We start from the raw sequence: 26107 nt of genomic DNA on the forward strand, positions 1-26107 counted from the left end.
GGGCAGTTTCCGCGATTTCCTGTCCCGCCACCCTAGACTCGTCGCGCCGTCGGTGGAAGCTCCCCGGCGGCGCTGTGGATAACCGCATGGGCGCTTGTGCCATGATCGGGGAATGAGCACCGGTTCCGCCCCCCGTTCCCTCGCATCCCCCGTCCACCGCAGCCGACTGCGGTTTGCTGTGATGGTGCTGGCAGGACTGCTCGCCGCCACAGCGTCGGGGCTCTCCGGACACTGGGTGGAAGCCCCGGCGATCGCCTGGAGCAGTGCCGCCCTCACCTACGTGCTCTGGGTCTGGATTGTGATCGGTCCGCTGGACGCCGCCGATACACGTGCCCACGCCACCTTGGAGGATCCGTCCCGGAGCGTCACGGATCTGATGATCCTCGCCGCCAACGTCGCCAGCCTGGCGGCTGTGGCCGCCGTCGTCCTCGACTCGCACAGCAACAACGGCGGATCGCGGCTTGGCAGCGGCCTGCTGGCGCTGGCCTCCGTTGCACTGTCGTGGATGCTCGTGCAGACACTCTTCACGGTCCGCTATGCCGGCCTCTACTACAGCACCGAGCTTCGGGCCGGGGCAGCGGTGGGCGGCATCAACTTCAACCAGGCCGAGCCGCCGCAGTACACCGACTTCGCGTACCTCGCCACCAGCCTCGGGATGACCTACCAGGTGTCGGACACTGCCCTGGAAAACCATGCAATCCGGGCCGAGGCGCTCAAACACAGCCTGTTGTCCTACCTGTTCGGCACCGTCATCCTTGCCGCCACCGTCAACCTCGTGATTGGCCTCGCCGGGTCCTAGGCAGCCGGCTGGGAGGCGGTGCGGAAGAACAGTTCCGTGACTGTCGCCAGCCGGTGCGGGTCCTCGACGCCGCACAGCTCGCGTGCCGAGTGCATCGACAGCAACGGGACGCCGACGTCGACCGTCCTGATCCCGAGCCGGGTGGCCGTCAGCGGGCCGATTGTCGAACCGCAGGGCATCACGTTATTGGAGACGAACTCCTGGTACGGGATCCCGGCATCGGTGCACAGCCTGGCCCACAGCGCTGCCCCGGCGGCGTCCGTGGCGTAGCGCTGGTTGGCGTTGATCTTCAACAGCGGTCCGCCGTTCAGGGCCGGGCGGTTGGCCGGGTCGTGGCGTTCGGCATAGTTGGGGTGCACGGCGTGGCCGGCGTCGGCGGAAACACAGAACGACGCCGCGAACGCCTGCCGCCGCTGGCTCGCCGTCGCACCCAGCCCGTCGGAGATGCGGACCAGGATGTCCTCGAGGACCGGGCCGCAGGCACCGGAGCGCGAGGCGGAGCCGATTTCCTCGTGGTCGAAGGCGGCCAGCACGGCGATCGGCCCGTCCACCGGCACCTCACCGGCGGCGTGCGCGATCAGCGCGGTAAGGCCGGCGTGCGTGGCGGAGAGGTTGTCGAGCCTGCCGGAGGCGAACAATTCACCCTTGGCGCCGAACACCGCCGGGGCCTGCGTGTCCGCGATGACGACGTCGTAACCGCCGATCTGCGCGGGATCCACGGTGGCACCGGAAACCCGCTCGGCGAGGAGGCCGAGCAGGTCCTCGCCGGCCGGATCGCCGAGGCCGAAGACCGGATTCATGTGCTGCTGCTTGTCCAGGGCCAGGCCCTCGTTCACGGCCCGGTCCAGGTGGATGGCGAGCTGCGGGAAGCGCAGCAACGGCCCGGTGGCCGTGAGGTGCTGGGTGCCGTCCAGCATCACCAGACGCCCGGCAAGCTGCAGTTCGCGGTCCAGCCAGGAGTTCAGCAGCGGACCGCCGTAGACCTCGACGCCGGCCTGCAGCCAGCCGAACTTGCCGGTGGTGGGCTTGGGCTTGAGTTTGAAGGACGGCGAATCGGTGTGCGCGCCGAGGATGTTGAACCCCGTGGTGGGTCCGGCGCCGGCGGGCACCACCCAGGCGATGAGGGCGCCGTCGCGGATCACGTAGAACTTCCCCGCCGACCCGGCGTCGCCGACCCCCTGCCACTGCTGCAGTTCGTCGAGGCCGGTGAACCCCGCTTCGTCCAGCCGCCGGGCGGCCTCGTGGACGGCGTGGAAGCTCGACGGCGACGCGCTGACATACGCGCCGAGGTCCTGGATGTGGTCTGCAGCAGTGGCGGAGAAAGGCATGGCTCCGAGTCTAGCGCCGCGGGCTTACTTGGACCGGCCGACGCCGGCGGGGGCATCCTCGCTGCGGGTTTCGGCGTCGGCGGGGAGGCCTGCGGGCTGGGGTGCTGCCACCGGGGAGGCGCCGTGCCTGCGGTAGCGCCAGAGACCGATTCCCACGACGACGGCGGCCAGGGCCAGCGAAAGCAGCAGCGATTCACGGGTGGTGTCCAGCACCACCATGCCCACCAGCAGCGCGACGATGCTGACGATCGCGAGCCAGGTCAGGTACGGGAACAGCCACATCTTCAGCTCCAGATCCCGGGCGGCGGTGCCCATCCGGCGGCGGAGGATCAGCTGCGAGACCGAAATGACGAGCCAGACGAACAGCGCGATGGCGCCGGAGGTGTTGACCAGGAACAGGAAGACGGTGTCCGGGGCGATGTAGTTCAGGCCCACGGTGATGAAGCCGACGACGGTCGAGGCCAGCACCGCGGCGGCCGGGACGCCGCGCTTGGAGATGCGCATCCAGGTGCGGGGCGCGTCGCCGCGGCGGGAGAGCGAGAAGAGCATGCGGCTGGCGGTGTAGAGGCCCGAGTTGAGGCAGGACAGCACCGAGGTCAGCACGACGATGTCCATGATGGTGCCGGCGCCGGGGATGCCGAAGAGTTCAATCACGGCGACGTACGGGCTCTTCGCCACGGAGGCGGAGTTCCAGGGCAGCAGGGTCACGACGATGGCGATGGAGCCGATGTAGAACACCAGGATGCGCCAGACGGTCGATTTGACGGCCTTTTTGACGGCGTCGACCGGGTTCTCGGATTCGCCGGCGGCGATGGTCGCGATTTCGGCGCCGAAGAAGGAGAACACGACCACCAGGATGCCGGCCAGCACCGCGCCGGGACCGTTCGGCATGAAGCCGCCCTTGCCGGTCAGGTTGTCCAGGCCGGGAGCGGGGACGCCGGGGACGAGGCCCAGGATGGCGGCGACGCCGAAGAGCAGGAACAGCACAATCGCGGCGACCTTGATGGAGGCGAACCAGAACTCGAACTCGCCGTACGACTTCACCGAACCCAGGTTGGTCAGCGTGAGGAGCACCATCAGGACCAGCGCCCAGATCCACTGGTCGATGCCGGGAACCCAGCGGTGCATGATCGCGGCGCCGGCCGTGGCTTCGATGCCGAGCACGATGATCCAGAACCAGGCATAGAGCCAGCCGATACTGAAGCCCGCCCAGCGGCCCAGCGCCTTGTCCGCGTAGGTGGAAAACGATCCGGTTTCGGGGTTGGCGGCGGCCATTTCGCCGAGCATGCGCATCACCAGGATGACCACGAGCCCTGCCGCCAGGTAGGCCACCAGAATGCCGGGGCCGGCCTGCTGGATGGCGGCGCCGGAGCCGACGAAGAGGCCGGCGCCGATGACGCCGGCGATGGCGATCATGGACAGATGCCGGGGTTTCAGGGATTTGGAGAGTTGCTGGTCAGCCTGCATGAAGCGCCGTCCTTCGTGGGTGGTGTTGGCCCGCGCCCCAGTGCCGGCGATGCCAGGCAAGGATGTGCGGCGGACCACAATGTCGTTTCACCCTAGACCGCCGCAGAGAGGCTTAGTTGTGTGCAGTCACACAGATTACGCCCCCCAAAATGGGACGGACCTCCAGCCATAGAGCCTCCCAGGCAAAGGATGTTGCCTGGGAGGCAATTCTGAAATGTGCCTGAAACCACTGCTTCGGACTAGATGTCCCGCTTCTTGAGCAGGATGCCGGCCAGCACGATCGGAATGACCACCCACGCGCCAAGGACCAGGGCGGCCTGCCAGCTTTCCAGCGTGTCCGGGACGTGTTCGGCGGCGGTCAACGGTGCCAGCGTGTTCGACGGGATGAATTTGCGCAGTTCCGTAACGAAGTCGCCCTGGATAATTTGCAGCGCGATCGGCAGCACGAAGAAGATGCCCACGAGCGTCATGATGCCGCCGGCGGAGTTCCGGATCAGGGCGCCGAGGGCCATCCCGATCGCAGCGACGGCGGCAACGTAGGCGCTGTTGACCAGCAGCGTCCGGAAGTAGTGCCCGCTGGAGACGTCCAGGGTGTGGCCGTACTGGTCCAGGATCGGCACCGCCACCAGGCCGGCGAGGTAGAGCGAAAGTGCCGTGACCAGGAACGCGGAGACCACAACAACAAGGAGCTTGGCGGTCAAGGCCGGAATCCGCTTCGGGACGGCGGTGAACGTGGACCGCGCCATTCCCGTGGTGAACTCTGAACTGATTATCAGGACGGCCAGTGAGCCAAGGATCAGCTGCGCGAAGGAGATGCCGGCGCTGGGCGCCGACGCGGCGATGTCGCCCTGCGCGGCCAGCGCGGCGGAGCGCTGCGGATCGGAGTTGGAGGCCTGCAGCGCCTGGCCGATGCCCCAGGCGGCAAGGGCTCCCACCCCGATGATGACGGCGATGGTGGCGCCGAGCAGGATCAGGGTGGACAGCAGCGTGCGGAACTTGATGACTTCGGAGTTCAGGACGCGCAGGAAGCTGGGTCCCGGGCCGGTGCTGAGGCTGTCGCCGGTCCGGTCGCCTGCCTGGTTGTTTGCAGCGCCGGAGCGCGGCCCGCGGCTCGAGGGATTGGGTTCAAGGGTGGTCGAGCTCATGGCTTAGTTGCCTCCGGCCTGGGCGGGGGCGTGGCCGCCCGTGGTGATCAGTGAGTGGTATTCGACCTCATCCTTGGTCAGTTCCATATAGGCCTCCTCGAGGCTGGCCCGGAGCGGGGTGAGTTCGTAGATCATGACGTGGTTGTCGAGGGCGGTGCGGGCGATCTGCCGGGGCTCCAGCCCGGTGACCTCGAGGAGTTCGTTGTCCTGCACCTGCACGGTGACGCCGGTGCCTGCCAGCAGGCGCATCAGCTGGTCCGGCTGGTCGGTGCGGACGCGGGTGCGCCCCTGGCCCTTGCCGGTGATGATCTCCTGGATCGGCGCGTCGGCGATGATCCGGCCCCGTCCGATCACGATCAAATGGTCCGCGGTGACCGCCATTTCGCTCATCAGGTGGCTGGACAGGAACACGGTGCGGCCCTCGGAGGCGAGGTATTTGACCAGGTTGCGGACCCAGACGACGCCTTCCGGGTCCAGTCCGTTGACCGGCTCGTCCAGGATGATCGTCTGCGGGTCGCCGAGCAGGGCGGCGGCGATGCCGAGGCGCTGGCCCATGCCGAGGGAAAAGCCGCCCACCTTCTTCCTGGCGACCTCGGCCAGACCCGTCATTTCAATGACGTCGTGCACGCGTTTTTTCGGGATGCTGTGCGTGGCGGCCATGGCCCGCAGGTGGTTGTAGGCTGAGCGGCCGGTGTGGACGGCTTTGGCGTCCAGCAGGGCACCGACGTCCCGCAGCGGCGCGTGGTGCCGGTTGAACGGCACCCCGTTGACCGTGACGGAGCCCGACGTCGGCCGGTCCAGTCCCATGATCATGCGCATCGTGGTGGACTTGCCCGCTCCGTTGGGTCCTAGGAAGCCGGTAACCCGGCCCGCCTCGACGGTGAAATTGACTCCGGCGACGGCGGTTTTTTCGCCGTATACCTTGGTCAGGCCTCGTGCTTCGATCATGGAAGCGTTCCTTTGCGTCGCGTGTGGTTGTGTACCCACCACGCTACCGACGCCGCCGCGCGAATGCGCCGCTTTAAGGGTTGATTCAGGGCTGAATCAGGGTAATCCGGACAATGGCTGCATGGCCGCCGCTCAGCCCTCCGGCTGCGGGGAGTAGTACACCAGCCCGCCGTGCTTGACCGAGAACTCGACGGCGCGGACGCCCGGCATGACTTCGCCGTCCACCGCCAGCACCATGGTCGTGTCGCCCGGTTCCACCCGGATCCGGCTGGCTTCGCGCAGGTGGGTGATCCGGGAGGTCGCCACGGTTCCGGTCAGCACCGACCAGAGCAGGCGCAGCCGGGCAAAGGATTCGTCCGCCGTGATCATGCGCAGGTCCAGCACGCCGTCGTCCAGCACCGGCCGGACCAGCGGGGCATGGTCGCGGGGGTAGTAGCGCCCGCGGCCGACGTAAAGGATCCAGAGCTTGTGCCGCACCCCGTCCACGACCAGGGTGCTCGGGGTGCCCGCGGCGAAGGTCCGGAACATGGCGACGACGCCGGCCAGCGGCTTTCCCAGCGCGGGCTGGAGTTGCTCGCGCCGGCGCACCAGGTTGGGGTACAGGCCGATGCTGGCAGTGTTCAGCATCGACAGCTCCAGCTTCTCCGGACTGTCCGGCAGCCCCCGTTCTACCGACACGTGCCCGATGTCCGCTCGCGCCGCCTCCCCTTTGGCGGCGGCCTCGACGGCGGCCTTCAGGGTGCCGGTGCCCGCGTCACGGGCGAAATGGTTGAGCGTTCCGCCCGGCAGCACCAGCAGCGGCAAGGAATGCTCGACGGCGGCCGCCGCGGCGGTGCCCACCGTCCCGTCTCCGCCCCAGACTCCGAGGGCAACGACGCCGGGAAGGGTTGCCACCACCTCGATTCCAGCCGCCACATCCTCGTCGGGGGCAATTTCCTTTATATACGCCTTAGGGAATACTTTCTGCAGGGCCTCGGCCGTCTCATCGGCGTATGAGCCGCCGAGCGTGTTGACCGCGATGCCCAGCCCCTCGCCGTCGGGCAGTGCGGCAGCTCCGACGGGGGTGCGCCGAACCGCGGGGAACGGGGGACGGACCGGCCACCACTTCCTCGTCACGAGGGCCGCACCCGCCCCGATCGCGGAGCCGAAGAAGACGTCCGAGGGCCAGTGCGCCCCCGTGTGCACCCTGGAGTAGGCGACGCCGGCGGCGACGGGTGCCAGCGCGGTGCCGAGCGCCGGCCGGACCAGCCCCACGCCGAGGGCGAACGCGGCGGCCGACGCGGAGTGCCCGGAAGGCATGGAGGAACTGCTCGGTTGCGGATGAACGAAGCGGAAGACCGGAAGGTGCTCTGGCAGCGGCCGGGCCCGGGGCAGCAGGGTCTTGAAGACAAGGTTGGTCACCGCGGAGGCCACACCCTGCGCCAGCACGCCGTGCAGGGCAGCACGCCGGGTCTTGCCGGGGAAGAGCGCCATCACCGCGGCAATCCCGAACCAGAGCTTGCCCTTATTGGCGGCCGCGGAGAGCCGCCGGAAGAAGTCGTCGTGGCCGCCGCCGGGAACCCGTGAGAGGGACTGGACCAGTCGACGGTCCAGCTTCTCCAGTCGGCGCGGCGTTTTCCCCAGTATGCTTCGCATTTCCCCACCTTACTGCCGGCCCCTGGATGAGGCGCTGACCCGGGTGCTGGATCCCGGGCCGCTGCTCAGCTGGCGCGCAAGGGCCTCGCGGCGCCGGCGAGCAGCAGAGCAACCAGAATCGGCGCCCCGATAGCCAGCAACGCCAGCCGGATCCCCGTCAGGTCGCCGAGGTAGCCCAGCAGCGGGGGCCCGGCAAGGAACGCGATGTAGCCGAGGGTGGACACGACCGATACCCGGGCCGCGGCGTGCCGGGGGTCGTCGGCCGCGGCGGACATGCCCATCGGAAAGGCGAGGGCCGCTCCCACGCCCCAGAGTGCCGCGCCGGCCGTCGCGAGCCAGATATTGCCGGCGAAGACGAAGAATGCCAGCCCGGCCGCGGCGGCTGCCATGCTGGCCCGCAGCACCGCGACCCGTCCGTAGACGTCGATTGCCCGGCCGCCAAAGAAACGCATGGCCGTCATCGCCAGCACGAAGACGGCGAACAGCAGGGCTCCGGTGGACTGCTCGGCACCCAGGCCGTCCACGGAGGCCTTGGCGATCCAGTCGTTGCCCGCGCCCTCGGTCAGGGTGGCGCCGAGGACGACGACGCCGATCAGCAGGGTGCGGCCGTCCCGCCAGGCGGAAGCGGCCCGCGGCGGCCTGGCCTCGCCGGCAGCAGGTGCCTGCTCCGGTGTGTGCGGCAGGAAGTACCGCGGCGCGATCAGGGTCGCGGCGGCCACCACGGCGGTGATGGCGAGCAGGTGTTCCGGCAGCCCGACGCCGAGCGTCGCCAGACCGGCGCCGACCAGCGCGCCCACGAACGCGCCGCCGCTGAACGCGGCGTGGAACTGCGGCATGATGGTCCGGCCCATCCGGTGTTCAACGTCGGCCCCTTCGATGTTCTGGGACACGTCCCAGAGTCCGATGCCGATGCCGAGGAAGAAGAGCGAGATGGCCGTACCGGAGACGGCTGCGGCGCCAAGCGAGAGCGCCACCCCTGCGCCCGCCACGGCGGCCAGCAGACCGCCTGCGCGCACGGTGTTGGCGGTTCCGAGCCGGCCTACCACGAGCCCGGCGGTCGGCAGCGCGATCAGCGAGCCGACCGCGACGCACAGCAGCAGGCTTCCCATCTGTCCGGAGGAGATGTGCAGGATCTCGGTCACCGCGGGGATGCGGGCGGCCCAGCTGGCGAATACGAGGCCGTTGATCCCGAAGATCAGGAAGGTCGCTGCGGCCGCCGCCTTCAATTGCGGGGCGGTTGAGGTCCTGGTCATACGATCACTGCTTCCACTGAGTGTTGGGCAAGGAGGGTGAGTTCGTCGGAGCTGAGAGCCTTGTCGGTGACGACGGCGTCCACAGCGTCCAGCGGCGCCACCAGGGCCATGCCACTGGCGTTCCATTTGGATCCGGAGCAGGCAACGATCACTCTGGCTGCCGATTCCAGCCCTGCGCGCTTCACCGCGGCGTCGTCGAGATCATGGGCCAGCAGTCCATCCCGGAGATCCAGCGAACAGGGGGTGACCACGGCTGTGTCGAAGCGCAGTGAGCGGATATTTGCCTCCGTCAGGGGTCCGCGGAAGGACAATTCGCCCGGAACAAGGCTCCCGCCGGGCAACAGGAGCTCAGGGCGGCGCCCGGCCGGGACCTGGTCTGCGGCCAGTTCACTGACGGCCCTCAGCGACATTGGCATGATCGTCATGTCGCGCTGCTGGAGCTGTCGGGCGATCTGCGTGGCCGTCGTGCCGCTGTCGAGCCAGATACGGCCACGGTCCTTGAGCATCGCCGCAACCGCGGCGGCAATCCGCACCTTGGCTGCGTGCTCCTCCAGCTCGCGCTGCCCGTACCCGGGGTTCTCGCCCTGCAGCAGCAGACTGACTGCCCCGCCGTGGACCCGGCGCAGGACGCCGTGACCGGCCAGAACGTCCAGATCGCGCCGGATCGTCGCGCCGGAGGCTGCGCAGGCGGCCATTAGCTCATCCACGCTCACGCGTTCCCGGTGGCGAAGGAGCTCGCCGATATAGCGATGCCGCTCATCCGTGTTCATGAGCAAATAATACCAGTCGGTGATCATTTGATCATCAAATGATCACTTCATCGGCTGGCTCTACCTCAGCGGACGCGCTCGACGCGTTTTTCGTCCCACACCGGCTCGGCCGATTCGTAGACCTTGCCGTCCGAGCCGAAAACCAGGAAGCGGTCGAAGGTGCGGGCGAACCAGCGGTCGTGCGTGACGGCCAGGACCGTGCCCTCGAAGTGGTCGATGGCGCGTTCCAGTGCCTCGGCCGAGTGCAGGTCCAGGTTGTCCGTGGGCTCGTCGAGGAGCAGCAGGGTGGCGCCGGAGAGCTGCAGCAGCAGGATCTGGAACCGGGCCTGCTGGCCGCCGGACAGGGATTCGTACTTCTGCTCCGACTGCGACGCCAGGCCGTAGCCGTCCAGCGCCCCGGCCGCCGCCTCGCGTCCCAGCCCGGAGCGGTGTTCGTCGCCGCGGTGCAGGATCTCCAGCAGGGTCTTGCCGAGCAGGTCGGGCCGGACGTGGGTCTGGGCGAAGAACCCGGGCCGGATCCGGGCGCCGAGTTTCACGGCGCCCTCGTGCGGGACCTCGGCGATCTCCACATCGGAGACGGGCAGGTGCTCGCGTTCCGGGTCGGTGCCGCCGGTCGCAAGCAGTCGCAGGAAGTGGCTCTTACCGGAACCGTTGGAGCCGAGCACCCCGACCCGGTCGCCGAACCAGACCTCGGTGGAGAAGGGCTTCATCAGCCCGGTGAGCTCCAGCTTCTCGGCCACGATGGCGCGCTTGGCCGTGCGGCCGCCCTTGAGCCGCATCTGCACGTTCTGCTCGATCGGCAGCGCCTCGGGCGGGCCGGCCTCGAGGAACTTCGCCAGCCGGGTCTGCGCGGCGTGGTACCGGTTGGCCATGTCGGAGCGGAACGCGGCCTTGTTCTTGTACATGTTGACGAGTTCCTTGAGCTTCACGTGCTCCTCGTCCCAGCGTTTGCGCAGCTCCTCGAAGCGGGCGTTGCGGTCAGCGCGGGCGTCGACGTAGGAGCCGAAGCCGCCGCCGTGGATCCAGGCGCCGGCGCCGTTGATGCCGGGCTCCAGGGTCACGATGCGGCCCGCGGCGTTGTTCAGCAGCTCGCGGTCGTGGCTGATAAAGAAGACGGTCTTCTTGGAATCGTTGAGCTTAGCTTCCAGCCAGCGCTTGCCCGGGACGTCAAGGTAGTTGTCCGGTTCGTCGAGCAGCAGCAGCTCGTCGGGTCCGGCAAACAACGCCTCCAGGACCAGCCGCTTCTGTTCGCCGCCGGACAGGCTCGACGCCGGCCGGTGCTGCGCGCGGTCGAAGGGCAGGCCGAGGGCGGCCATGCAAACCTCGTCCCAGACGGTCTCGACGTCATAACCGCCGGCGTCGCCCCAGTCCACGATCGCCTGCGCGTATTTCATCTGGGTGGGCTCGTCGTCGTGCTCGATCATCGCCAGTTCCGCCTCGTCGACGGCGCGCGCGGCGGCCGCGAGTGCGGGCGGGGCGGCGGAGACCAGCAGGTCGCGGACCGTGGAGTCGTCCCGCACCTGGCCGACGAACTGGCGCATGATGCCCATGTTTCCGGAGCGGCCGATCACGCCTTCGTCCGGAACGAGGTCGCCGGAAATGATCCGGAACAGCGTCGTCTTGCCAGTTCCGTTCGGTCCGATCAACGCCGTCTTGGTGCCGTCGGGGACCTTGAACGTCACCCCGTTGAGCAGCTGGGTGCCGTCGGAGAGGAAGTAGTCGATGCCGGAAACGTCAATATGAGCCACACAGCAATCTTCCCACGGCCCTTTCGGACCGTCCGCCGTTAGCCGGCGGCGGAAGTCAGGAATTCCTTGAGCAGGGGCCCGGAGGTAGTGGCGCCGAGGCCGCCGTCTTCCACGAACACGGCGACCGCGAGGTCCCCGTGCACGGCGACGATCCAGGCGTGGGTCTTCGGCGGGTTGTCCTTGCCGAATTCGGCGGTCCCGGTCTTGGCGCCGACGGGGGCACCGGGCACCGAGGCGAGGAAGCCGGCGTGGCCCGAGGTCACCACGGCGCGCATCATGTCCGCCAGGGACGCCGCTTCCGCGGCGGTCACCGGTTTGCCGGACGACTTTGCGGGTGCCGGGGCGGACGACGACGGCGCCGCCGTCGGTCCCTCAGAGGGTGCCGGACTTCCCGCGGCCGCCGCGTTCGGGTTGAGCACGAGCTGCGGCGACACCGGCGCGCCCTTGGCGACGGACCCGGCCATGACGGCGGCCGCCAGCGGGGAGAGCAGTACCTTGCCCTGCCCGATCATGGAGGCGGCGTGTTCGGTGCCTTCAGCCTCGCCCGGGACCGATCCCAGGAAGGCCGCAGCGCCCAGCGATGGCGCCTCCACGGCGACGCCGAGGGAGGTGGCCGCAGACTCGAGCTGGGCCTGGCTGACCTTGCCCCGGGCGTTGATGAAGGCGGTGTTGCAGGAATGCGCGAAGGCGTCGCGCAGGGTTACCGACCCCAGCGAGGAGGCGGGGTAGCCCTCGGCGTTCTTGAAGGTCCGGCCGTCTACGGTGAGGGTGGGCGGGCAGTCCACTTTGGAGTCCGGGTTCATCCCGTTGCGGAACATCGCGAGCGAGTCCACGATTTTGAAGATGGATCCGGGGGCGTACTGGCCGAGCAGGGCGGTGTCGTAGCCGTTGCTGCCGGGGCCGGAGGCGGCGGCCAGGACCGCGCCGCTGGAGGGACGGAGGGCGACGACGGCGGACGCCGGACCGACGTCGGCCAGCACGTCCTCGGCCAGTTGCTGCAGCCGCGGGTCCAGGGTGGTCTTGAGCGGGGTTCCGGGCTTCATCGGTTCCTGGAACAGGACGCGGCGGCCGTTGTTGAGAAGTTCCTGCCGTTGTTCCGCGGTCAGGCCCTCGGTCTGGGCGAAGACCTGGATGCCGCTGGTACCGCGCAGTTGGGCGTCGTACTGCTGCTGGAGGCCGCCGGTGCCGGTGGTGTCTCCGGCCCGGAGTGCACCGCCGGACTTTTCGATCTGCTCGGCGCTGGCCTCACCCACGGTGCCCAGCACGGCGCGGGCGAAGCCGCGCGTGGGGGCGAGTGGCAACGAGTCCTGGATGGCCCGGGCGCCGGGAATCGCGGCGATTTGTTCATCCGTGATGGTCCGGCCGGCCTGGCGCAGCGTGATCGCCGCGACGAAGGCCGACGGTCCGGAGTCCGTGACCTGCTTGGTGTAGGCGGCGGGGTCCACGCCCACCAGCCGCGCCAGTTTGCCCGCGGGGCCGGCCGGATCCGCGGCTTCCAGTTGCGCCTTGTCGATGCCGACGTGGACTACCGGCCGGTAGGTGACCAGCTTTGCGCCGCCGGCGCCGAGGATATCGGCCCGCTGCGGGGAATCGCTGGAGGTACCGAGGACTTCAGTGTCCGCGAGGCCCGGCACCAGCAGCTCCGGGCTCCACACGGTCTGCCATTTGCCGTCCGCCTTCTTCAGCTGTGCGGACACGGTGTACTTCCACTCGCCTGCGCCGATCTTCCAGCTGTAGTCCAGCGGGACCGTGGCGGTGTCCTTCTCTAGCACCAGGTCCCCGGCGGTAACGGTGGGTTTTGCCGAGTCAAGCGCCTTGAAGACCGCCTTGAGCCGGTCGTTCGCCTGGCCGGAATCCTTGCCGTCGAAGGCCACGGAACCGACGTCGAGCGCCGCGACTGCCGAGGCCAGTTGCTTCGCCGCATCCTGGGCGCCGGAGCGGCCGTCGTCGCACGCCACGAGCGAGGCGCCAAGGACCAGACCGACAAGAGCGAGCGAGAGCTTCTGAATTTTCCCCATGGCGCCATTATGCCCCGCGGCACGGACAGCTCCGTGTCACAGGGACCAGGCCCGCAGGGCAGGCCGCCCACCTGTGGCTAGCCCCGGCGGATGATCCGCCGCTGCGCGGCCACAGCGATGGCGGCCGTTCGGTTGTCCACGCCCAGTTTCCCGTAGATGTGCACCAGGTGCGTCTTCACCGTCGCCTCGGAAATGAACAGCTGCCTGGCGATGGCCCGGTTCCCCAGGCCGGTGGCCAGCAGCTCGAGCAGCTGGATCTCCCGGGCGGAAAGGGCCGGCTCGGGGTTCCGGATCCGCCCCAGCAGCCGCGCGGCTACTTCCGGCGCCAGCGCTGTCTGGCCCGCAGCGGCAGCCAGGACCGCCTGGCGGATCTGCTCCGGCGGCGCGTCCTTGAGCATGTACCCGCTCGCGCCCGCCTCCACGGCAGCAAGGATGTCCGCGTCGGAATCAAAGGTGGTGAGGATCAGCACGGGCGGCCCTGGCGTCCCGGCCTCGCCGGCTTTGATCCTGCCCGTCGCGGTGACCCCGTCCATGCCGGCGCCCATCTGCAGGTCCATGAGTACGACGTCGACCGGCTCGCCCAGGGTGCGCAGGCGCGCCAGCGCAGCCAGGGCGGCGGCTCCGTCCGCCGCTTCCGCGGCGACGGTGATGCCCTCGAAGTCCGTGAGCATGGCCCGCAGGCCGGCGCGGACGACGGGGTGGTCGTCGACGAGGAGGACGCGGATTTGGTTCACGGTTCTTCCTTCCCGAGCGGCAGCCGGATGGCCACTACCGTGCCGTCCCCGGGCGCGGATTCGAGGTCGATGGTCCCGGCCAGCGCTGCAACCCGGTCCCGCAACGATTTCAGCCCGTAGCCGGATCCGTCGGCCCGGTCCGGCACCGCAGAGGGGTCAAAGCCGTCGCCGTCGTCGAATATGTCCATGGCCACTTCGGTGCCCAAAAAGGACAGGGTTACGACGGCGGTGCGGGCGTCTGCGTGGGCCCACACGTTGGCGAGGCTGGCCTGCGCGGCGCGAAGCAGGGTGGTCCGGTACGGGTTGGGAAGTTCCGCCGGGGTTCCGTCGATTTCCAGGCGGCAGCGCAGGGCCTTGCCCCGGGCGGCCGCCTCCGTTTCGGTCTGTTCGCACAGCCGGCGCAGGCTGTCCACGAGCGGGTTTTGTTCAAGCTCGGGGGGCTGCAGGCCGCGGACAAAGTTGCGGGCCTCGGCCAGGTTGGCGGCCGCGGTTTCCTGGACGGTCCGGAGCCGGTTCCGGGCCGTCCCGGTGTCTCCGGCTTCCAGCGCCTGCTCGGCCGAGCGTCCCATCAGGATGATGCTGGAGAAGCCCTGGGCCAGGGTGTCGTGGATTTCGCGGGCCAGGCGGCTCCGTTCCGCCAGGGTTCCGGCGTCGTGCTGGCTGCGGGCAAGCTCCGCGCGGGTGCGGCGCAGTTCCTCAGCCGCGAGACGCTGATTTTCTGCCTCCGAGTACAGGGCACGGTAGGCCAGGCCGGTGACGACGGCGAATGCTGCTCCGAAACCCGGTCCGAGCAGCATCGGCAGCTGCAGGGCGTTCCCCGGACCGCCGTTGTGGAACCAAAGCGCCGTGACCACCAGCAGCGTGCTGGCGGCGATTGCGGCCAGAGCCGGACCCCTGGGCAGCAGGTGCAGCTGAAGGAAGAACAGCGGGAAGGCGAGCCAGACGAAGTCTGCGCTGCCCCAGACCAGCAGCAGCCAGAGCAGGCAGACAGCAGCCAGCCACCAGGTGGAATAGGGCCGCGGATCGAAGCGTCCCGGCCGGACCGAGTGGCGTTTCTCCAGCGCCGTGCCCGCAAGGTAAACACCGGCAAGGCACAGGACCAGGCCCAGGCTGAGCCAGCCGGCGCCGTGGATCCCGGCCGCGAGCAGCCTGACCAGCGCCACGAGCAGCAGCACGGCGAATCCCACGTGCAGGCTGACGCGCAGGACCCGCAGGATGACGGCCGCGTCCGTGGGGTTCCCCTCCGCCCCGCTGCTTCTGCCGTCCATGCTTTCAGCCTAGCGCCGGGCGGCCTCCCGTTCTCCGAAAACGGGCCGGAACCGGGGCCCGGCGGGCCAGGATCAACCTTTTGGTTGACTGCCGGACCAACCCGACGGCCGCGGCGGACCATCCCCAGGCCTGATGGCACGGCCGCCCCGCGCCGGGAGAGTGGAAGGGAGGCCAACAACCACCAGAAAAAGGACACCCATGTTTCTCGCCATCCGCGACATCCGCTTCGCCAAGGGCCGCTTCGCCCTGATGGGCGGCGTCGTCGCCCTCATCACCCTGCTGCTGGTGATGCTCTCCGGACTGACCGCCGGGCTCGGCAACCAGTCGACCTCCGCCATCGCGGGGCTGCCCGCGGACCAGCTTGTCTTCGGCGCACCCGCCGGCAGCAGCCCCGAGGCCTCCTTCACCGAATCCGAGGTCACCGGCGCCCAAGTTGCCGGCTGGTCCGACCGCGACGGCGTCAGCAAGGCCGAGCCCCTGGGCATCAGCCAGGGCCGGCTGCAGGTCCTCGGTGCCGGGGGAGTCCCGGCCGGGACGGCGAATGTGGCCGTCTTCGGCACCGGCGCCGGCAGCAGCCTCTCCCCGGCCCCGGCGGCCGAGGGCACCGTGGCCGTCGGGGCCGCTCTGGCCAAGGAGCTCGGCCTCACCGTCGGCAGCCGGGTCGCGGTGGGCGGCACCGAACTGTGGGTATCGGCCGTGGTGCCGGAGCAGTGGTACTCGCACACCGGCGTCGTCTGGACCACGCTGGCGGACTGGCGGAAGCTGGCCCACCTTGCCGGGAAGGAAGCCCTCGGCACCGTGATCGCGGTCAGCTTCGACGACGGCGCCGACGTCGATGTCGCCGCAGCCAACCAGGCCGCCGGAACAGTCAGCGCCACCCGGGAGGGCTCCTTCCAGGCGCTTGGCTCCTACCGCAGCGAGAACGGTTCGCTCATGCTCATGCAGGCATTCCTCTACGGCATCTCCGCGCTGGTGATCGTGGCCTTCCTGACCGTGTGGACTGTGCAACGCACGCGGGACATCGCCGTGCTCAAGGCCCTGGGCGGTTCCTCGAACTATGTGCTGAAGGACGCCATGGTGCAGGCCGCGGTCGTCCTCGTGGCCGGGGCAGCCGCCGGCGGCACGGCGGGTGCACTCGGCGGCCTGCTCGCCGCGCGGGCCGCCCCGTTCCTCACCACACCGCAAACCACCTTGCTGCCGATCGCCGGGATCGTCGTCCTGGGCCTCGCGGGCGCCGCGCTGGCGGTGCGGGGCATCACCCGCATCGACCCGCTGCTGGCGCTCGGCGGCAACTGAAAACCCCGGCGCACACCGCCCTTCCCCGAGCACACGAACATTCCTTGAAAGGCATATGTATGGAAACCGCACTGAAGCTCAGCAACGTCACGCTGGAATACCCAGATGGCGAGGGGGTCCTGCGGGCCCTCGACGACGTCAGCCTGGAGGTGCACCGTGGCGAATTCGTCTCGCTGGTGGGGCCCTCGGGTTCGGGAAAATCGTCGCTGCTGGCCGTGGCCGCCACCCTGGTCCGGCCCACGGCCGGGTCAGTCATCGTGGCGGACCGCGACGCCGGCGCCGTTCCGGATGCGGGGCGGACCGCACTGCGACGGGACAGCATCGGCATCATCTTCCAGCAGCCGAACCTCCTGCCGTCCCTTACCGCGGCCGAACAGCTCGTGATCGCCGCCCACCTGCGGGCCGAGCCGCTGCGCGCTGCGAGGATCAGGGCCGCGGAACTGCTGGGACGGGTGGGCCTCGGATCCGTGCTCGACAAACGCCCGCACCAGCTCTCCGGCGGCCAACGCCAGCGCGTGAACATTGCCCGTGCCCTGATGGCCGACCCCGCGGTGATGCTGGTCGACGAGCCGACGGCGGCGCTCGACCACGAGCGGAGCGCGGAGATCGTCCGGCTGCTCCGCCAGGTCACGGATGAGTTCGGCGTGGCGACCCTGATGGTCACGCACGACACCGGGATGCTTTCCTACACCGATGCCGTGGCGACGATGCGTGACGGCCGCCTTTCGGCCGCCGGAATGCTCGCGCCGGCACCCTAGGCGGGGTCGGCCGGGCCCTGACTGGCCTCTTGGCGGCCCAGCCCAGGGACCGGCATCCCGAAGATGTCTTTCAAGGCGTGCCTGGCGGCGTGGAGGCCGGGCATGCCGGTCACTCCCGGTCCGGGCGGCGTCGACGAGGAACAGAGGTACAAGCCCGGAACCGGGGTCCGCCACGGCACCGGGCTGAGCACCGGCCGGCGGAACATGCCCCGCAGGTCCATCGCCCCGGCACTGAAATCGCCGCCGACATAGTTCTCGTTGTACTCGGCGAGTCCCGCCGCCGTCGTCACGCGGCAGGCCACCACCAGCTCCCGGAAGCCGGGGGCGAAGCGTTCCAGCTGCGCGGTGACGGCCTCGCCCATGTCCACCGTGGACCCGGCCGGAACGTGGCAGTAGCTCCAGAGGATGTGCCGGCCGGCGGGGGCGCGGCCGGCATCGAAGCGGGAGGGCTGCGAGACCAGGACATACGGCCGTTCCGGGTGCCGGCCGGCGGCCACAAGGTGTTCCGCCTCGGCGGTTTCGGCCCGGGTGCCGCCCACGTGGACGGTGCCGGCGTCGGCGAGTTCCGCAGCGGCCCACGGAACCGGACCGGAGAGGATGAAATCGACCTTGCACGCGGCGTTGCCGAAGCGGAACGACTCAAGGGCGCGGGTATAGCCGGGCGGCAGGCGGTCGCCGGCAATCCGAAGCAGTCCGGGCGGTGCCACGTCCAGCAGGGTGGCCCGGACCGGAGGCAATTCCGCCAACGAGCCGATCCGCACCCCGGTCTGCACCACACCGCCGTGGGCCTCGATGTCCGCCACCATCGCCCGCGCGATGGCTGCGGATCCGCCCACCGGGATCGGCCAGCCGCCAGCGTGCCCCAGCGCACCCAGCAGCAGGCCCGCGCCGGCCGCGGGAAGCGTCGGCAGGGGGGCCACGGCATGCGCGGCGACCCCGCTGAGCAGGGCCGGAGCCAGCTCGTCCCGGAACCTCGCGCCCCACCAGCGGGTACCCTGCTCGAGGGTGCGTAGTCCGAACATGGCGGCCGCCACCGGCTGCCGCGGTATCCGCAGCAGCTGGTTCAGCGTCAGATCGGCAACGCCCTCGAGCCGGTCCACCAGCGGGGACATGAGCCGCCGGTAAGCTTCGCCGTCGCGGCCCAGGGCCGCCACCGTCCGCTCCAGCGAGCGGTAACCCAGCGCCGCCCGGCCGCCGTCAAGCGGTGCACCATGGGAGAGTTCGGGTACCTCCAGCCGGATCCGCCCGGACAACTCGAACTCGCGGAAGAAGGGCGAGGCCAGGGCCATCGGGTGCACCGCCGAGCACACGTCGTGGAAGTGTCCGGGCTCGATGAGTTCCGTGGTCCGGAGGCCGCCGCCAACGGAAGGAGCCGCCTCGTAGACGTGCACCGCGAGCCCCGCCCGGGCCATTGTCACTGCTGCGGCCAGCCCGTTGGGACCGGAACCGACGACGGCGACGTCAGGCACGGGACTCAGCGTCCGCATGGGCGCGCCGCCACGGCAGCACGGACGCTGCGGGGCGCCGCACGTCCAGCCGCAGCCAGTCGGCGGCGCCGTCGAAGGGGCCGCCGTGCGGGTCATCGGTGCCGCCGCGGCGGACGACGTCGTAGCTCGGGTCGAGGATGTCCCACACCACACGCGCCATGAGGTAGCCGGTGGCGAGCATGTGGGCGAGGACGGCAAGGACGTAGTACGGCATGTCGATGTTGTGCTGTGTGGCGCCGCCGCTGGTCACCTGGCCGAGGTACATCCAGATGGCGGCCCAGTGCAGGCCCTCAATGGACTGCCAGATCAGAAAGTCCCGCCATCTGGGCCGTGCCAGCGCCAGCAGCGGGATCAACCAAATCACGAACTGCGGCGAATACACCTTGTTGGTGAGGATGAAGGCGGCCACGATCAGGAACACCAGCTGTGCCAGCCTCGGCCTCCGCGGCGCCGCGAGGGCAAGGGCGGCGATCAGCACGCAGGCGAACAGGAAGAGGTTGAGGGCCAGGCCGTTGATGACCTCGGCTTCCAGCGGCTTCCAGCCCAGGCGTCCGGCCACCAGGTTGTAGGCGAACCAGGGTGAGCTGTAGCCCGCCGGGCGTGATTCGGTGAACTGGTAAAAGTACTTCCAGCCGGCCGGGTCGCCCGCGGCGGCCGGGATGTTAACGGCCAGCCAGGTCGCGACGGCGGCGCCGGCGGTGACCAGGAAGGCGCGAATTTTGCCGGTGCGGAGCGCCAGCAGCAGGACCGCGCCCAGGATCAGCAGCGGGTAGAGCTTGGTCGCGGTGCCCAAGCCAATGAATAGGCCGGCAAGAAGCAGCTTGTTCCTGGAGAAGAAGTACATGCCCAGGGCCAGTAGCGCGACGGCCCACATGTCCCAGTTGATGAAGCCGGCGAGGACGATGCCCGGGGCCAGGGCCACCATGGCGGCGTCCCAGGACCGGCGTCGGGCGGTGCGGGCGGTGGCCAGCACGGTGACGATCCAGACGGCGGCGATCAGGGTCGCGTTGACGTCGAAGTAGGCCAGGACGCGGGAATTGCTGACGCCCTCACCGGGAACCAGGAGTGCAGTGGCGCCGGCGATGAAGCCCATCAGCACGGGATATTCGAAGAAGCTGCCTGCGGTGACAAAAGGGAAAGCCCCGTCGCCCAGACCGCGGTTCTTGAACAGCTCGGGGAAGTCCGAGTAGCAGGTCGCGTAGAACTGGCCGGGGGATTCCCAGCCCTTGCTGCGGCAGTACCCCTTCAGCAGCAGCCCCACCAGGGCGGCCAGGACGGTGAGCAGGACGAGGACCCGTTCCACGGTGAAGAGCCCGGGGGAGACGACGCCGGGGGCCGTGCGGCGGCCGAGCGGGCCACCGATGAGTTCGGTGAAATTCCGCAGCAGCAGGTCGCTGCGGCTTGGGACTACCAGTCGGGTCCGCTTGCGGTTCTCCGGCGGCATTGTCTCCTGCATGCCTCGAGCTTACCGGGGCCGCCGTACTGTGCGGCGGCAGGACCCGGACGCAAGTCCGTGGAAGGCCACGGCGGCAAGACGGCGGTTAAATGGGGGAGCCCGCGCGTCGCCGCGTGGGCTCCTTGCGGATCGGTTCCGATGCTTGTCATCAGCGGATCAGTCCCATCTGGTGCATGGCGAGGAAGATGTCTTCGCGCCGCTGCTCAAGCAGCTGGGCGTTGAACTGCGTCTTGTCCTTGCGCACCGGGTGCGAGTTGAAGATCAGTACGTCCTGCAGTTTTCGGATCATGGCGGTCACCTCCCCTCGGAAGTCATGGTGGAGACGTTGGTTCCGCGGGCCCCGACGGGTGGCGGCGCGGGCGGTGGAGCTCGTTGCGATAGTCACGGTTGACCTTTCGTTGCTTTCGGAAATGGAAAGTAATTGGGCATGACAATTAAGGCCCTTGGAAATGGAAGAATAAGACCCTAATTAGGCAAAGAAATGCCCGGTATTAATTGAGGGATTCCGCAAAGCGGAAGAATGGCCCCTGGACGCATGGCGCCGCAACCCCAACAAGAAGCTGGGTTCCGAACTATGGGGATGTTGCGCAACCGCGTGGTTCCGCTGGGTCAGACCGTTCCGTACAGGCCACCCCGGAGGGATGGACCTGGCAATCCTTCTGCGCCGGCTTCAGGCCGGGAGCGCGGAAATCAGCAGGCGGGCAGTCCGACTTTCGGGCGCGCGGCAGCGACAGAGGCCGGGGTGGCGGTGAAGGTGTACATCCATCCGCTAGTCAAAGTAATCATTTTCCCAACCTCCTTTTCTGTTCTGCCGTGGCTCCGGCTGACTGGCCGGGCGACGCGCCGTGACCCCGGCAAGTCGCTCTGGGGTCAGGAATAAAAATACATCATAAATGTGCCCGTTGGCCACCGAATTCATAAAGATTCTGCAAAAACTTTTCCAAGCGGGGTTTTATAGTCCCCATCTGACGACGGCGGGTGTCTTTTTGTCCCAGCCAAGCGTGCAGACTTTCGCGGTTCCAAGCACAAAGTGCCGGCCCTCGTGGGCGTCGAGTCCCAGCCAGCGGGCGGTAAGGATCCGGGAGAAGTGTCCGTGCGCCACGATCAGCACATTGTCCAGGCCGGACTCGAGCACGCGGGCCACGATCTTGTCAGCGCGGGCGGCTACGTCGTCGAGGGACTCCCCGTTGGGAACCCCGTGGGTCCAGATCAGGTAGTCGGGATTGTCCTTGCGGATCAGGTCGGAACTGATGCCCTCGTACTCGCCATAGTCCCACTCCACGGCCAGTGGCTCCTGCTGGGCATCCGGGAATCCCGCGAGTTCCGCGGTCCGTCGTGCCCGGCGCAGCGGCGAGGTCAGGACGAGGTCGAAGTCGACGGCGTCGAGCACCTTCCGCGCCTCCACGGCCTGTTGCTCGCCTTCCACCGTGAGCGGAAGGTCGGTCAGGCCGGTGTACTGCCCGCTCTTGGACCATTCCGTTTCGCCGTGGCGCAGGATCCAGAGCTGCGGGCGGGGGGCGTTGGAAGGTGCAATCACTTAGGACTCCTCTGTTGGGGAAACGTCGACGGCGGCAGCTTCCGGCTGCGCCGCCCACCATTCGTGCAGCTTGGCTTCGGCCACGGCTGGCTCCAGCGGTCCGTGTTCCATCCGTTCCTCCAGCAGGAACTTGTAGGCCCGCCCCACCACGGGCCCCGGTTTGAGCCCCAGCAGCGCCATGATCCGGCCGCCGTCGAGGTCGGGGCGGACGGCCTCGAGGGACTCCTGCTCGCGCAGGGCGGCGATGCGCGCCTCAAGGTCGTCGTAGGCGAAGGCGAGCCTCTCGGCCTTGCGCTGGTTGCGGGTGGTCACGTCCGAGCGGGTCAGCCGGTGCAGGCGCTCCAGCAGCGGGCCGGCGTCGGTGACGTAGCGGCGGACCGCCGAGTCGCTCCAGCCCGCATCGCCGTAGCCGTAGAAGCGCATGTGCAACTCCACCAGCTTGGCCACAGCCTTGATGGTGTCGTTGTCGAAGCGGAGCGCCTTCATCCGCTTCGAGGTGAGTTTGGACCCCACCATGTCGTGATGGCGGAAGCTCACCGCCCCGCCGGGCTCGAAGCGGCGCGTGGCGGGCTTCCCGACGTCGTGCATGAGGGCAGCGAACCGCAACACGAAGTCAGGGCCGGGCACCGGCCCGTCAGCCTCCGATTCCAGCGCCGCGGCCTGTTCCAGGACCTGCAGGGAGTGTTGGTACACGTCCTTGTGGCGGTGGTGCTCATCGGATTCGAGGCGCAGGGCGGAGACCTCGGGCAGCACGAATTCCGCCAGCCCCGTCTCCACCAGCAGGTCCACGCCGGTCCGGGGCCGGGCGGCGCAGATGAGCTTGACCAGTTCGTCCCGCACGCGCTCGGCGGAGATGATCTTGATCCGCTTGGCCATTTTCGTCATCGCCTGGCGCACGTCCGGGTGCACGCTCACGCCCAGCTGGGCGGCGAAGCGGGCGGCGCGCATCATCCGCAGCGGGTCATCGGAGAAGGAGTCCTCCGGCGAGCCGGGAGTCGCGAGCGTGGAGGAGTGCAGGTCCCGGACGCCGCCGAACGGATCCACCAGCTCCAGCGTCGGCAGCCGCAGGGCCATGGCGTTGATGGTGAAGTCGCGGCGCAGCAGGTCCTCGGTGAGCGAGGATCCAAACGCCACCACGGGCTTGCGCGATTCCGGATCGTAGGCCTCCGCGCGGTAGGTGGTGATCTCGATCTGGAACCCGGCTTTGCGCATGCCGATCGTCCCGAAGGCGCGCCCGATCTCCCAGTAGTTGTCCGCCCACTTCTTGATCAGCGCAACCGTCTGGTCCGGCGTCGCGTCCGTCGTGAAGTCCAGGTCCGGCGAGACCCGGCCTAGGAAGAGATCGCGGACGGGTCCGCCCACCAGGGAGAGTTCGTGACCGGCGTCGACAAAGCGCTGCCCAAGCTCGAGGACCACCGGATCTACCTGGAAATCGACAGTGTGGGAGTCAGTCTGGTGATGTGCGTGCGCCATAGTCTCTTAAGCTTGTCAGAAATCCCGGCCAGCACCACACCATGGCGGTCCTCGATCCGCCGGTGGCCACGGTGCGAAGAGGCGGATGCGTCAATCCAGTTTTCCGCCCGGCCACTTTCCTGTCATGTTTAGGTCATCAAGTCCGGGCAAGAGTCGTTAGAGTGGACTTCATGGCCCATCCCGTACCGAGCGCTCCCGGCAGGAGGACAAACGCACCGTTGCCATCGGCAATCGGTGCCAACGTCGCGCCTGCGCAGCACCCGGGACAGGCTTCCCTGCCGACCGTCGAGGAAATCTCCGCCGGCGGCGTCGTGGTGGACACCTCCGACGCCGAGTTGCGGGTCGCCATCATCGCGCGCCTCAACCGGGGCGGCCGCCTCGAATGGTGCCTGCCGAAGGGCCACCCGGAGGGCAAGGAAAGCAACGAGGAAGCCGCGGTCCGCGAAATTGCGGAGGAAACCGGGATCGAGGGCAAGATCCTCGCACCGCTCGGCAGCATCGATTACTGGTTTACCGTCAGCGGGCACCGCGTCCACAAGACCGTCCATCACTATCTGCTGCAGTCCACCGGCGGGGAACTGACGATCGAGAACGATCCGGACCAGGAAGCCGTGGACGTCGCTTGGGTCCCCATCCACGAGCTCGCCCGCAAGCTCTCCTTTCCGAATGAGCGCCGCATCGCGGACCTCGCCCGGGAAGTCCTGCCCGAACACCGCTAAGGCTTCCGGCTGCGGCCTCTCCGCGCCGGACCACCGGCGGCCGGACGGCCGGCAACCCGCGCCGCCCGGGAGTCCGGATTACGCACAAAGGCGCGCCCGGGTGAGACGATGAAGATAATGTCTGCCGCCAAGCCCCATTCCGAAAAGTCCCTCACCTCCGGTACTGCCGCCCCTCAGGCCGCCCACGCCGGAGAGGCGCGGTCCAGCGCCGTCATGGCCGCCGGAACCTTGGTTTCGCGTTTCCTGGGCTTCGGCAAGACCTGGATGCTGGGAGCCGCCCTGGGCCTCGGCTCCACGGTCACCGACACCTTCATCAACGCCAACAACCTGCCAAACCTGATCTTCCTGCTGGTGGCCGGCGGGGTGTTCAATGCCGTCCTGGTGCCGCAGATCATCAAGGCCAGCAAGGCGCCGGACCGCGGGGCGGACTACATCAGCCGCCTGCTGACCCTGGCCGTTGTCGTGCTGCTTTCCCTGACGCTGCTGGTGACCCTCCTTGCGCCGTGGGTGATTGAACTGACCACACAGGGCTATTCGCCGCAGCAGAAGTCGCTGGCTGTGGCCTTTGCGTTCTGGTGCCTTCCGCAGATCTTCTTCTACGGCCTGTACGCCCTGCTCACCCAGGTACTCAACGCCAACGGCGCCTTCGGTCCGGCCATGTGGGCGCCGATCCTGAACAATATTGTCGCGATTGCCGGCCTGGGCATGTTCATCGGAATCCTTGGCGCCAACGAAATAAATCCGCACACGCTCGACAACTGGGGCTCTTTCCAGACCTTCCTGGTGGCGGGGTTCTCCACGATTGGCGTGGTGGCGCAGACCGCTATCCTGCTGGTCCCGGTCTTCCGGCTGCGGCTGGGCCTGCGGCCGCGTTTCGGCTGGCGCGGGGTGGGCCTGGGCCAGGCAGCGAAACTGAGTGTGTGGACGCTGGCCACCGCGGCCGCGGGGCAGCTGGCGTTCCTCTATGTCATGCGCATCGCCACGATCCCGGGTGCCGAGCGGCTCCGGCTGGAACGCGCGGGGGACCACGCCACGGCGGCAACCCTGCCCGGCAACGCCGTGCTCGAAGTGGCCAGCCAGCTTTACCTGCTCCCGCACTCCATCATTGCGCTCTCGCTGGCCACGGTGCTGTTCAACCGCATGACCCGCGCCTCCCAGGACGGCAACCGGGCCGAGCTCCGGCGGGCCCTGTCCCATGGCCTGCGCACCATGGCCGTCGCCACGGTCTTCGGCGCACTGGCGCTCTTCGCCCTCGCGGGACCGCTGGGCATGTTCTTCTCGGGCGGCCACAAACAGGACGGCGTCATGCTGGCCCAGACGCTCACCATCCTGGCGCTCAGCACCCCGTTCATGAGCGCGAACTTCATGATGTCCAGGGTGTTCTACGCGAACGAGGATGCGCGGACCCCGTTCTTCATCCAGCTGGTGCTGGCCCTGGTCAACGTGGTGTCGGCGTTCTTCATCCAGTTCCTGCCCTTTGACCAGATCATCTTCGCGATCGCGATTCTCTACACCGGCGGCAACATCCTCTCGGTCATGGTCAGCGCCTTCTTCCTGCGCCGGCTCCTCGGGCACCTCGACGGTCCGCGTGTGGCCAGCTCCTATATCCGCATGGGCTACGCCGCGCTCGGCTCGGCCATCGCCGGCGCTGGCGCCCTGTGGCTGATGGGCAGCTACCAGGCCGACGGCTTCGCCTGGAGCAGCCGGCCCGCAGCCCTGGTGACGGTCGTCGTCGTCGGGCCCGTCATGCTGGCCGTCTACTTTGTCCTGCTGAAAGTCCTCCGGGTTACGGAACTGCAGGACCTGCTGCAGCCGCTGCTGGGCCGCCTGCGGCGCACTCCCGCCGCCCCCGGCCCGGAAACCGCGCCGGAGCTTGGAGCCGAAGCGGGCGCCGGTGAAGCCGTCGCGCGCGAAGTTCCGGCACCGCCCCGCCCGGCGCCGGAACGCGCCACCACATCGGTGGATACCGGCCTGATTCCCCGGATCTCGGGCGAATTCGACGCCGCCTCCTTCCGTGCCGGCCCCGACCTGGGTAGCGGGGATGTCCGGGGCTGGGCGGCCGACGGCGGTTACCTTCCCGAGGAGGAACTCCCCGGCACCGCCCAGGGCAGCCAGGGCCGTGCCGAAATTCCGCTGCCGGGGCGCCGGACCTACCAGGGCCAGGCCGGTCACAACCCTTACTTCCCGTTCGACCGGCGAAGGAAGAAATGACGCCTTTCATGCGCCCGGCGCCGGGATCACGCGGCGCGGACACTGCATCGGCTAGG

21 protein-coding genes are annotated in these 26107 nt (G+C 68.7%); 5 read left to right on the forward strand and 16 right to left on the reverse strand.

What is annotated here, in order from left to right; all coding sequences use genetic code 11:
• The first annotated feature begins 112 nt into the window (after nt 1-112).
• Nucleotides 113-799, forward strand: a complete 687-nt coding sequence (locus tag AC1DH3_RS14030) for a DUF1345 domain-containing protein (protein WP_441419162.1) — start codon at nt 113-115, stop codon at nt 797-799.
• Here the strand turns inward: AC1DH3_RS14030 and AC1DH3_RS14035 are convergent.
• The 11 genes from AC1DH3_RS14035 to AC1DH3_RS14085 form a co-directional block, all read right to left on the reverse strand.
• Nucleotides 796-2127 (reverse strand): M18 family aminopeptidase, encoded by a 1332-nt coding sequence (locus AC1DH3_RS14035; RefSeq protein WP_476909567.1) that lies wholly within the window; start codon nt 2125-2127, stop codon nt 796-798. The two genes, AC1DH3_RS14030 and AC1DH3_RS14035, sit on opposite strands and share 4 nt — an antisense overlap.
• A 24-nt stretch (nt 2128-2151) precedes the next feature.
• The gene (locus tag AC1DH3_RS14040) at nt 2152-3594 is read right to left on the reverse strand and encodes an amino acid permease (RefSeq protein WP_441419160.1); all 1443 of its coding nucleotides are present in this window, start codon (nt 3592-3594) and stop codon (nt 2152-2154) included.
• A 239-nt stretch (nt 3595-3833) separates the two neighbouring features.
• Nucleotides 3834-4739 carry an ABC transporter permease subunit gene (locus AC1DH3_RS14045; protein WP_441419159.1) on the reverse strand — a complete coding sequence of 302 codons (906 nt, stop codon included), beginning with the start codon at nt 4737-4739 and terminating at the stop codon, nt 3834-3836.
• Nucleotides 4740-4742: 3 nt separating this feature from the next.
• Nucleotides 4743-5687, reverse strand: coding sequence for an ABC transporter ATP-binding protein (locus AC1DH3_RS14050; RefSeq protein WP_476909568.1), 945 nt, complete (start codon nt 5685-5687; stop codon nt 4743-4745).
• A gap of 132 nt (nt 5688-5819) precedes the next feature.
• Entirely contained in the window at nt 5820-7322 is a 1503-nt protein-coding gene (locus tag AC1DH3_RS14055; protein ID WP_476909569.1) for a bifunctional phosphatase PAP2/diacylglycerol kinase family protein, read from the reverse strand.
• A 65-nt stretch (nt 7323-7387) separates the two neighbouring features.
• Entirely contained in the window at nt 7388-8575 is a 1188-nt protein-coding gene (locus AC1DH3_RS14060) for an MFS transporter (RefSeq protein ID WP_476909570.1), read from the reverse strand.
• Nucleotides 8572-9345: a DeoR/GlpR family DNA-binding transcription regulator gene (locus AC1DH3_RS14065; RefSeq protein WP_476909623.1), complete on the reverse strand. Its 774-nt coding sequence runs from the start codon at nt 9343-9345 to the stop codon at nt 8572-8574. The genes AC1DH3_RS14060 and AC1DH3_RS14065 overlap by 4 nt, the downstream gene beginning before the upstream one ends.
• 65 nt (nt 9346-9410) lie before the next feature.
• Entirely contained in the window at nt 9411-11093 is a 1683-nt protein-coding gene (locus AC1DH3_RS14070) for an ABC-F family ATP-binding cassette domain-containing protein (protein ID WP_441419155.1), read from the reverse strand.
• A gap of 38 nt (nt 11094-11131) precedes the next feature.
• Nucleotides 11132-13111, reverse strand: coding sequence for a penicillin-binding transpeptidase domain-containing protein (locus tag AC1DH3_RS14075; RefSeq protein WP_476909571.1), 1980 nt, complete (start codon nt 13109-13111; stop codon nt 11132-11134).
• Between the two features lie 77 nt (nt 13112-13188).
• Entirely contained in the window at nt 13189-13845 is a 657-nt protein-coding gene (locus AC1DH3_RS14080; RefSeq protein ID WP_476909572.1) for a response regulator, read from the reverse strand.
• Nucleotides 13842-15113, reverse strand: a complete 1272-nt coding sequence (locus AC1DH3_RS14085) for a sensor histidine kinase (protein ID WP_441419152.1) — start codon at nt 15111-15113, stop codon at nt 13842-13844. The genes AC1DH3_RS14080 and AC1DH3_RS14085 overlap by 4 nt, the downstream gene beginning before the upstream one ends.
• Before the next feature lie 199 nt (nt 15114-15312).
• On the opposite strand from AC1DH3_RS14085, the gene AC1DH3_RS14090 reads away from it, so the two are divergent.
• Both AC1DH3_RS14090 and AC1DH3_RS14095 read left to right on the forward strand, forming a co-directional pair.
• Nucleotides 15313-16410 (forward strand): ABC transporter permease, encoded by a 1098-nt coding sequence (locus tag AC1DH3_RS14090; RefSeq protein ID WP_476909573.1) that lies wholly within the window; start codon nt 15313-15315, stop codon nt 16408-16410.
• Nucleotides 16411-16469: 59 nt separating this feature from the next.
• Entirely contained in the window at nt 16470-17168 is a 699-nt protein-coding gene (locus AC1DH3_RS14095; protein WP_476909574.1) for an ABC transporter ATP-binding protein, read from the forward strand.
• Here the strand turns inward: AC1DH3_RS14095 and AC1DH3_RS14100 are convergent.
• The 5 genes from AC1DH3_RS14100 to AC1DH3_RS14120 form a co-directional block, all read right to left on the reverse strand.
• Entirely contained in the window at nt 17165-18637 is a 1473-nt protein-coding gene (locus tag AC1DH3_RS14100) for a phytoene desaturase family protein (RefSeq protein ID WP_476909575.1), read from the reverse strand. The genes AC1DH3_RS14095 and AC1DH3_RS14100 overlap by 4 nt on opposite strands.
• Nucleotides 18630-20111 carry a glycosyltransferase family 87 protein gene (locus tag AC1DH3_RS14105; protein ID WP_476909576.1) on the reverse strand — a complete coding sequence of 494 codons (1482 nt, stop codon included), beginning with the start codon at nt 20109-20111 and terminating at the stop codon, nt 18630-18632. Before AC1DH3_RS14105 ends, AC1DH3_RS14100 begins: the two co-directional genes overlap by 8 nt.
• Before the next feature lie 148 nt (nt 20112-20259).
• Nucleotides 20260-20400, reverse strand: coding sequence for a hypothetical protein (locus AC1DH3_RS14110; protein ID WP_441419147.1), 141 nt, complete (start codon nt 20398-20400; stop codon nt 20260-20262).
• A gap of 663 nt (nt 20401-21063) precedes the next feature.
• Entirely contained in the window at nt 21064-21648 is a 585-nt protein-coding gene (locus tag AC1DH3_RS14115; RefSeq protein WP_441419146.1) for a histidine phosphatase family protein, read from the reverse strand.
• Nucleotides 21649-23121 carry a CCA tRNA nucleotidyltransferase gene (locus AC1DH3_RS14120; protein WP_476909577.1) on the reverse strand — a complete coding sequence of 491 codons (1473 nt, stop codon included), beginning with the start codon at nt 23119-23121 and terminating at the stop codon, nt 21649-21651.
• Between the two features lie 170 nt (nt 23122-23291).
• Here AC1DH3_RS14120 and AC1DH3_RS14125 point away from each other — a divergent pair, with 170 nt between their 5' ends.
• Both AC1DH3_RS14125 and murJ read left to right on the forward strand, forming a co-directional pair.
• Complete coding sequence (locus tag AC1DH3_RS14125) at nt 23292-23840, forward strand: NUDIX hydrolase (protein ID WP_441419144.1); 549 nt, start codon at nt 23292-23294, stop codon at nt 23838-23840.
• Between the two features lie 117 nt (nt 23841-23957).
• A complete protein-coding gene (murJ, locus tag AC1DH3_RS14130; protein WP_476909578.1) occupies nt 23958-26051 on the forward strand; it encodes a murein biosynthesis integral membrane protein MurJ in 2094 nt (697 codons plus the stop codon).
• The last annotated feature ends 56 nt before the right edge of the window (nt 26052-26107 follow it).

Source organism: Arthrobacter sp. 05L428 (assembly GCF_056397665.1).